This window comes from Streptomyces sp. NPDC048411, from assembly GCF_040704695.1.
Taxonomy (GTDB): domain Bacteria; phylum Actinomycetota; class Actinomycetes; order Streptomycetales; family Streptomycetaceae; genus Streptomyces.
Genome location: NZ_JBEZKL010000091.1, coordinates 22,224 through 30,083, shown reverse-complemented (window position 1 = coordinate 30,083; position 7,860 = coordinate 22,224). Strand labels below are relative to the sequence as shown.

Annotated in this window: 6 protein-coding genes; 4 read left to right on the top strand and 2 right to left on the bottom strand. The window is 70.5% G+C overall.

Annotation, left to right across the window (positions count from 1 at the left end; all coding sequences use genetic code 11):
• The coding region (locus tag AB0915_RS26900) for an ATP-binding protein (RefSeq protein ID WP_366693520.1) at positions 1 to 2,048 on the bottom strand (2,048 nt) is incomplete at its 3' end.
• A 513-nt stretch (positions 2,049 to 2,561) separates the two neighbouring features.
• Between AB0915_RS26900 and AB0915_RS26895 the strand changes: the two genes are divergently transcribed.
• Complete coding sequence (locus AB0915_RS26895) at positions 2,562 to 2,741, top strand: RICIN domain-containing protein (protein ID WP_366693516.1); 180 nt, start codon at positions 2,562 to 2,564, stop codon at positions 2,739 to 2,741.
• A gap of 80 nt (positions 2,742 to 2,821) precedes the next feature.
• Here the strand turns inward: AB0915_RS26895 and AB0915_RS26890 are convergent, their stop codons facing one another.
• A complete protein-coding gene (locus AB0915_RS26890) occupies positions 2,822 to 3,310 on the bottom strand; it encodes a TetR family transcriptional regulator (RefSeq protein WP_366693519.1) in 489 nt (162 codons plus the stop codon).
• Between the two features lie 185 nt (positions 3,311 to 3,495).
• Here AB0915_RS26890 and AB0915_RS26885 point away from each other — a divergent pair, with 185 nt between their 5' ends.
• The 3 genes from AB0915_RS26885 (at position 3,496) to AB0915_RS26875 (ending at position 7,847) form a co-directional block, all read left to right on the top strand.
• Complete coding sequence (locus AB0915_RS26885; RefSeq protein ID WP_366693515.1) at positions 3,496 to 4,938, top strand: aldehyde dehydrogenase; 1,443 nt, start codon at positions 3,496 to 3,498, stop codon at positions 4,936 to 4,938.
• Positions 4,939 to 5,173: 235 nt separating this feature from the next.
• A complete protein-coding gene (locus tag AB0915_RS26880) occupies positions 5,174 to 5,464 on the top strand; it encodes an MMPL family transporter (RefSeq protein WP_366693518.1) in 291 nt (96 codons plus the stop codon).
• 151 nt (positions 5,465 to 5,615) lie between these two features.
• Entirely contained in the window at positions 5,616 to 7,847 is a 2,232-nt protein-coding gene (locus AB0915_RS26875) for a tetratricopeptide repeat protein (RefSeq protein ID WP_366693514.1), read from the top strand.
• The last annotated feature ends 13 nt before the right edge of the window (positions 7,848 to 7,860 follow it).

Here is a 7,860-nt window from a genome sequence, read left to right as displayed (position 1 = left end):
GCGGTGGTGCCGACGGCGTCGGCGATCTGGGTGAGGAAGCCGACGCCGCGGGGGCGGGACCAGGCGTCGACCATGGCCTGGAGCTCCCGGGCGCGTTCGACCTGGCCGCGCAGGGCGGCCAGTTGGGCCAGATACGCACGAGTGTGATGCGCGAGCAACAGGTATCCGTGGGACGTCGTGAGGTCCAGGCAGCGCTGTCCGGTGCGCTCGGCCTCGTCCCAGTCACCGACCGTGATCTGGTCGAGCATGATCAGGTGCAGCATCGTCATGCTGTTGCGTACGAAGCCCGTCTCGGCCTCGCGGTCCACGGTGCGCTGGAGATGCGGCCGGTACTGGCTGAGTGTGTCCACGTGGTAGGCGGCGACCCCCAGCCGGCTGATGTCCCAGGGTTCCATGTCCGCAAGGCCGGTGAACTCCCGCTCCACCCGTTCCCGCACACCGGCACCGTGCCGGACCACGTCGCCCCACGCGTCGCCGTAGATCATCGAGCGCGACGGGACCAGATCGCCCAGCGAGCCGAGCAGCGCGCGCGTCTCCTGCCACTGGGCCGGGTCACCGGCGTACTGGTCGATCGCCAGCAGCAGGTTCACCAGCCGCGGGAGATCTTCGGAGGCCTTGCGTGGCGTGCGGTGGCGCAGGCTCTCGATCGCCGCGGCGACCTGGCGGTGCGAGTGCCGTACGTCCCCGTCCTCGAAGAGCGCCATATAGGCCGAGGTGACCACGGACGCCGGGGACTCGTCCGTGCCCGGTGACCGGTCGGAGCGGGCGAGCCGCTGCGCCTGGTCGAAGAGCCCCGCGTGGGCCGCGGCGAAGGCCGCGTCGCTGAGTCTGCGGGAGCGGTCCTCGCGGTTCTCGCTCAGCTCTGCGGCCCGGGTCAGCCAAGTCACGGCGGCCACCGCGCTGCCGCGCCGGGTGGCGGAGTCGGCCGCCGCCTCCAACGCGGCCGCGACCTCTTCGTCCGGGTCGACCGTCGCGGCCGCCAGATGTGTGGCCCGCCGCTCGACGTCGTCGCGGTGCACCCTGGCGAGGTCGGCATGGGCGGCCCGGCGCTGGTTGGGCGTGGCCGTCTGCACCACGGTGGAACGCACCAGCGGGTGCCGGAAGACGAAGTCGCCGCTGACCGGGTCGATCTCCAGCAGGCCGGCCGCCACCGCCTCGACGGCGTCGCGCACACGGTAGCGGCCCAGACCGTGCGCGGGCACGGTTCCCGGGGTCGCTCCGACACCGTCGAGGGCACCGCGCAGCAGCTCCGCACGGACGGCGTCGCCCAGCCTCCTGATACGTGTGCCGTATACGTGCTGAAGGCGCCGGGGCAAGGGCAGTGAGGCGTCGTGCAGTCCGAGGAACTCCGCCGCCGCGAGTTCCGCCTGCCCGGCGGGGACATGGGCGGGCAGTTCGAGCAGTGCCAGCGGGTTGCCCCGGGCCTGGTCCAGCACCAGACGGCGGACAGGTGTGGCCAGGCCCGGGTGGCGCAGGTCCAGAAGTCGCTGCGCGGCCTCCTCGGAAAGGGCCGTGACCGGCAGTTCCGGCAGGGCGGCGGTGTCGAAGCCCGACGCGACGTCCGAACGCAGCCCGACGACGAGCTTCACCGAGCTGCCCGTGAGCCGACGCCCCAAGAACCCGACCACCGCGACGCTGGAGGCGTCCAGCCACTGGCCGTCGTCGAGGAGCAGCAGCAGCGGCCGGGTCGAGGAGGCCCGGGACAGCAGGTCCAGGACGGCGATGCCGAGCGACATGACCGACGGTGGCTTTCCGCCGCTCCGCCCGAAGACCGTGTCGAACACCGTGCGGTGCACCTGATCCAGGCCGTCGACGAAGGGCAGCAGAGGGTGCAGGAGCTGGTGCAGGCCGGCGAACGGAAGCCCGGACTCCGCCTCGACCCCGGCAGCCCGGACCACCTCGTTGCCCGCCCGCGCCGCCAGCTGGGCCACATGGTCGAGCAGGGCGCTCTTGCCGACCCCTGTCTCCCCCCTGAGGACGAGGGACTGCCCTTCGGCGGCCGTGACGAACGCGGACAGCTGCCCCCGTTCACCGTCCCGGCCGATCATCGTCACGAGCGATTCCACGGCGCCCCACTCCCTTCACCACCGGACCAGCCTCGTGTGTCCACGGTCGAGCCTATGTGTGCGGGCTGCCGTTCTCGCGATGAAGGAAACCGTGAAGCACATGTTCCGCTTGTTCCCTCTGAGCAGCGAGCGCCGAAAGCGGTATATATCAGGGCAATCAGCCGAACTTCCCGCCCCCGAGCCTCGGTCGTACCGCATACGCCGCACGCCTTCGTTACCTGCGAACCCGCCCGCGCCGCCGACACCTGACCGGGCGCAATGCCGATACCGCCGTCGACACCGGACGCCCGGCAGGTGAACGCATGATCACATGTGAGATCGAAACACACACCTGTAGTGGATCACATATGACAGGGTGCACGGTGGCGAGTCGGCCGTCGCCCCGGGGGCGGGTTCGGGTACGCAGCAGGTGTGGACGGCCGCGTCGGACGGGACACTGCGTGCGTTGGGCAAGTGCATGACGGTGGCCGGTGGTGCCACGGCGACGGTACGCAGGTGCAGTTGTCGGCGTGCACGGGTGCAGCGTCGCAGAAGTGGGCGTCGCAGACGAACGGTTCGCTGGTCGCGACGGCGTCGGGCAAGTGCCTGGACCCGACCGGCTCCGCCAACGGCACCAAACTCCAGATCTGGACCTGCGCCGCCAGCGCCTACCAGCTCTGGACCCTCCCGGTCTGACCTGTACCTTCATCGGCTTCGGGCCCGGTGGGAAACCCTCCCGCCGGGCCCGAAGTCATGCTGCCGTCCCGATCCGCGTCTCATGACGCTCCGTTGCCCTGCAGAAACGTGTCGACCACCACGTCGGCAGCCTGCGCGGGGCCGAGGTGTGTCTGCCGGTGTGCCGCCAGGTTCACCAGCTCGGGCAGCAGCGGCCCTGTCCATCCCTCCGGCTGGTCCCGGCGCAGAAGTCCTTCGGCGGTGGCCCGTTCGAGGAAAGCGTCGACCTCGGCGATACATGCGTCACGGCGGGCGTGGACGGTGTCGTCGGCGAGCATGCGGGTGAGGTCGACGGGCCAGGTGCGGTTGACGGCGATGATGTTCTCGACGTAGCGGTGCAGTGCGACGGCGACGGGTGCCTCACGCAGCCGCGCGTCCTCGATGGCCCGCTCGATCGCGCGCAGTCGGGATTCGTAGATGGCCGCGAGGAGTTCCTCGCGACAGGCGAAACGCCGGTAGACGGTGCGCCGGTCAACCCCCGCCTCGGCGGCGATGCTCGCGATGCTCGCGCCCGGGTCGGCGGCGAGCATGCGTGCCCCGGTGGTCAGGACGGCTTCCAGGTTGCGTGCTGCGTCGGCTCTCATTCCTCAAGAGTAACGTCGATGCGGAGGATCAGGAGTCTGTCACCACTTGCATGTGTATCTACTGAAGAGAAGTGCTACATTGAAGTGGCACTTCAGGAACTCGTCCGAGAGAACCGAAAGAGAGAAAGCACATGATCACCTACGACCGGCTTTTCATCGGAGGCTCTTGGGTGGCGCCGAGCGACCCGGGTCTGCTCGACATCGCCTCGCCGCACGACCAGTCGGTGATCGGCCGCGTGGCACAGGCGCAGCCGGCGGACGTCGACCGCGCGCTGGCCGCGGCGCGGGCGTCGTTCGAGGCGGGTGGGTGGCGGCTGACTCCGCCGGCGGAGCGGATCGCGGTCCTGCGGCGGTTCAACGCGCTGCGCGAGGAGAACGCGGAGAAGGCCGCGCACCTCATCTCGCTGGAGAACGGTTCGGCGGGCTGGTTCACCATGGCCGGACAGCCCGGTCTGACCCGGCAGGCGAACGCCTACCTCAAGGCGGCGGAGGAGTTCGGCTGGGAGGAGATCCTGGTGCCCTCCGACCCGGCGTCCCCGGTGCGCAGTGTGGTGCGCCGTGAGGCGGTCGGGGTCGTGGCGGCCGTGATCCCGTGGAACTCGCCGTTCTCCTCAGCCACATCGAAGATCATCCCGGCCCTGCTCGCCGGCAATTCCGTGGTCCTCAAGGTGTCCCCGGAGAACTCGCTGAGCATGAGCTTCCTGGCCGAACTGCTGGAGCGCGTGGGCCTGCCCGAGGGTGTGATCAGCGTCCTGCCCGCGGACCGGGAGACCAGTGAGTACCTGGTGTCGCACCCCGAGGTCGACAAGATCGCGTTCACCGGTTCGACGCGGGCCGGCCGCCGCATCGCCTCCATCGCGGGGGAGCAGCTCAAGCGGGTCAGCCTGGAGCTGGGCGGCAAGTCCGCCGCCGTCATCCTGCCGGACGCCGACATCGACAAGGCCGTCGCGGGCCTGAAGTTCGGCTCCCTGCTCAACAACGGCGAGTCGTGCATCGCCCAGACCAGGATCCTGGCCCCGCGCAGCCGGTACGAGGAAGTCGTGACCGCGCTGAAGGAGCTGGTCGAGTCGCTGAAGGTGGGCGACCCCAACGACCCCGACACCTTCATCGGCCCGATGATCCGCCCCGACCAGCAGCAGCGGGTGCGCAGCTACATCCAGCTCGGCATCGAGGAGGGCGCCCGCCTGGTCACCGGCGGCCCGCAGATCCCCGAGGGCCTGGAGAAGGGCAACTACCTCACCCCCACCGTCTTCGCCGACGTCGACAACTCGATGCGCATCGCGCAGGAGGAGATCTTCGGCCCGGTCCTGGTCGTCATCGCCTACGACGACGAGGACGACGCCGTCCGCATCGCCAACGACTCCGAGTACGGCCTCTCCGGCGGCGTCTGGTCCGCCGACGAGGCCCACGCCCTGGCCGTCGCCCGTCGCATCCGCACCGGAACCATCACCGTCAACGGTGCCTCCGTCGCTTTCGACGGCCCGTTCGGCGGCTTCAAGGCCAGCGGCATCGGCCGCGAGTACGGCGCGGTCGGCCTCGGCACCTACACCGAGTACAAGACCATCACCGTCTGACCACCGCAGGGCCCGGCTGCACCAGCTGTACGAGACGCACCACACGACACACGACGATCCGCCGCCGGCGGCAGATGGCTCGCGCCGACGTGTAGGAGACGTCGAGCGTGACGGAACGGAACCGGCCCCGGTGGCGCCGGCCAGGTGCGACGGGGTGACCGTCACCTCGGTCCGCCGCTCGGCCTTCCCGGACAGGTCCGTGGCCACCGCGTAGTCCAGCTGCACCGCCCTCGGCATCGACCACGCCCTCTTCCCCGTCATCCGCTTCCGCGCCGCGCTCGCCCGCCACGGCGACCCGGTTTGGGCGGCGGGCGAGAGCGTGGACACCGCGGGCAAGGCGGTGGCGCTGTCCGGACTGACCGTCCTGGTCAGCCGAAGGCGTCGACTACGACACGAAGACGAGGACACTGCGCGTGTCCATGCTGTCTCTCGGCCTGTGCAAGGGAGCGACGGTGATCTTCTCCTACCACTGGGAGGAGGACCAGGAAGACGGGCATGTCTGCTGCCGGGAGAGCGCCTCGCCTGACGTTCGCATCTCGCGTTTTCCTCCGTTACGGATTCACCATGCGAGATGTTTTTAACGCTCAATCCAGAACTGTTACCTTGACGCCGTTTCCGAAGCAGCGGCGCCGGCTCCCACAGACGTGTCGGCACGCGGCCCGGCGGGGTGGGTGGGGATGGACGAGAAGACCTTCGGTCGGTTGCTGCGCGAGGCGCGGCAACGTGCGCTGTTCACGTTGGAGCGCCTCGCCGAGGTGTCCGGCGTGAGTGTGCGGGCCATCAGCGACATGGAACGTGGCCAGAGCCTGCCGCGGCAGGCGACTCTGCGCGAGCTGATGGACCCTCTGGGACTGGATGAGGACGAACGGCGGCGCCTCGTGCGGGCGTCCACGCGGTCCACCAGGCAGGTGCCCCGGCAACTGCCGCCCGATCTGGCCGTCTTCCGCGGCCGCGAGGAGGCGCTGACGGCCGTCCACGCAATCACTTCGCAGGTCGCCGCGCGGTGCGGACAGGTCGTCATCGCCGCGGTCGGCGGGATGGCAGGCGTGGGCAAGACCACCCTGGCGGTGCACTGGGCCCATCAGGTGGCAAAACATTTCCCCGACGGTCAGCTGTATGTGAACCTGCGTGGGTTCGAGAACTCCGGACGACCCCTGGACCCCGGCGAGGCCCTGGCCGGGTTTCTCGGCGCGCTCGGGGTGCCCAGCAGCGACATACCGCGCGGCACCGAGGAACGCAGCGCCCTGTTCCGTGAGCAGGCCGCGTCCCGTCAGCTCATCGTCGTACTCGACAACGCGCGGGACGCGGACCAGGCCAGGCCGCTGCTGCCCGCCGCCCCCGGGTGCCTGACGATCCTCACCTCACGCAGCCGGCTGTCCGCTCTGGCCACGGCCGAGGGCGCCTCGCTGATCAGTCTGGACGTGTGGACACAGCCGGAGGCCGTCGCCGCGCTCGCCGCCAGGATCGGTGCGAAGCGGTGCCGGGCGGAGCCCGAGGACGCCGCCCGTCTGGTCGAGCTGTGCGGACACCTGCCGCTGGCGATCGCCGTCGTCGGAGCGCAGCTGAGCGCGGAACCGCGGATGTCGTTGCGTCTCGCCGCCCGCGAACTGGCCGAGGCCCGGCTGGACACCCTGTCGGCCGGTGACCGGCGGGCCGACGTCCGTGCCGTCTTCTCCTGGTCGTACCGGGCCCTGACACCTGACACGGCACGCTTCTTCCGGTATCTGGCCCTCCACCCCGGGTCGGTCGTGTCCGCCGAGGCCGCCGCCTCGCTGGCGGGCGCGGAGATGACGGTGGCCCGCCGGCACCTGGGCGAACTGACCTCGGCCAGCCTGCTGTCGCGGGACGCCGACGGGCGGTACATGCTGCACGACCTGGTGCGGGCCTACGGCACCGAACTTGCCGAGCAGGAACAGGACGACCGCTCCGCCGCCGAGACACGTCTGCTGGACTACCTGCGACACAACGCCCACGCGGCCAACCACTTCCTCGACACCCGGCGCGGGATCGAACCGACCGAACCGCCGGTCCCCGGAGCGGTGCGTGTCGCCATCGGCAACCGCGAGGAGGCACTGGACTGGTTCGGCCAGGAGGAGCCGACCGTCGCGGCCGCGCTGCGCTCCCTGGACGATCCGCGGCTGCTGCGCCACCGCATGCACCTCACACTCGACTGGCAGACCTACTTCGCGGTCATGGGCCGCTGGGCCGAGGAGATGACGATCCAGCGCATCGGCCTCGACGTGGCCCTCGTGCTGGACGATCCGGTCGCCGTCACCAGGAACTGCGCGGGCCTGGCGAGCGCGCTGGCCCAGACCGGGCACGTCGACGAGGCCGATGAGCAGGTCGACCTGATCCTGCGGCAACTGCACCGGCTGTCCCCGGCGGAGCGGGCCTTCGCCGAGCGGAGCGTCGGCTGGGTGCGTTCCCGTCAGGAGCGTTACACCGAGGCTCTGGACCACTCCGCGAGGGCGCTGGCGCTGTTCCGCACACTCGGTGACAGCGGTGCCGTGGGCCGTGAACTCAACGCGGTGGGTTCGTACCGGGCCATGCTCGGCGACCACCGGGCGGCGGTCGCCAGCTGCGAGGAGGCGATCCCCCTGCTGCGGGAGTCCGGCAACCGCCGCGACGAGGCCGCGACCTGGGACAGCCTCGGCTACGCCCGGCACTGCCTGGGAGATCTCGACGCCGCGATCGCCGACTACCGGACGTCGTTGCGGTTGTACGAGGAGGTCTTGGACCCGTACAACCAGGCCGAGGTGTTCGACCACCTCGCAGCGGTCCAGCTGGAACGGGGAGGGCACGCCCAGGCGCGGGAGAGCTGGATCAGGGCGGCCGACCTGCTGAAGGCGATCGACAGCCCGCGCGCCGCACAGGTGCGCGCCAAGGCGGAGTCCCCGCCACAGCCGTGAGCGGACCGGCCGA

Bases quoted from the DNA above. Each gene is read 5' to 3' on its own strand.
- AB0915_RS26890 (WP_366693519.1), bottom strand. From the start codon at position 3,310: ATGCTCGCCGCCGACCCGGGCGCGAGCATCGCGAGCATCGCCGCCGAG.
- AB0915_RS26885 (WP_366693515.1), top strand. From the start codon at position 3,496: ATGATCACCTACGACCGGCTTTTCATCGGAGGCTCTTGGGTGGCGCCG.
- AB0915_RS26875 (WP_366693514.1), top strand. From the start codon at position 5,616: ATGGACGAGAAGACCTTCGGTCGGTTGCTGCGCGAGGCGCGGCAACGT.